General features: G+C 61.4%; 1 protein-coding gene. It reads right to left on the bottom strand.

The window, feature by feature from the left end:
• Window positions 1–67 precede the first annotated feature (67 nt).
• Window positions 68–272 (bottom strand): aldo/keto reductase (locus tag EOD29_RS31835; RefSeq protein WP_164763946.1); only part of this gene is annotated, 205 nt, incomplete at its 5' end.

Below are 272 nucleotides of genomic sequence, written 5' to 3'. Positions count from 1 at the left end.
AATGCGCCGGCGCCGAGGAAATGATGCGAATCATGAAAGCGGCCGCAGGGAGCGGCTGCTTCTCAAATCAACGATCGACCCTTGCCTGCAGATGCGGGGGATAACGATCGCCTTCGACCTTGATCGTGGCGAGGGCGCTTTCGATGCTGGCGAGATCCTCGGACGTCAATTCCACTTGCACGGCCTCGATGTTCTCCTGGAGGCGATGCGACTTGGTGGTGCCGGGGATCGGCACGATCCAGGGCTTCTGCGCCAGCAGCCATGCGAGTGCT

The organism is Mesorhizobium sp. M1A.T.Ca.IN.004.03.1.1, assembly GCF_003997555.1.
Taxonomy (GTDB): domain Bacteria; phylum Pseudomonadota; class Alphaproteobacteria; order Rhizobiales; family Rhizobiaceae; genus Mesorhizobium.
This window is presented reverse-complemented; position numbering and strand designations above follow the sequence as displayed.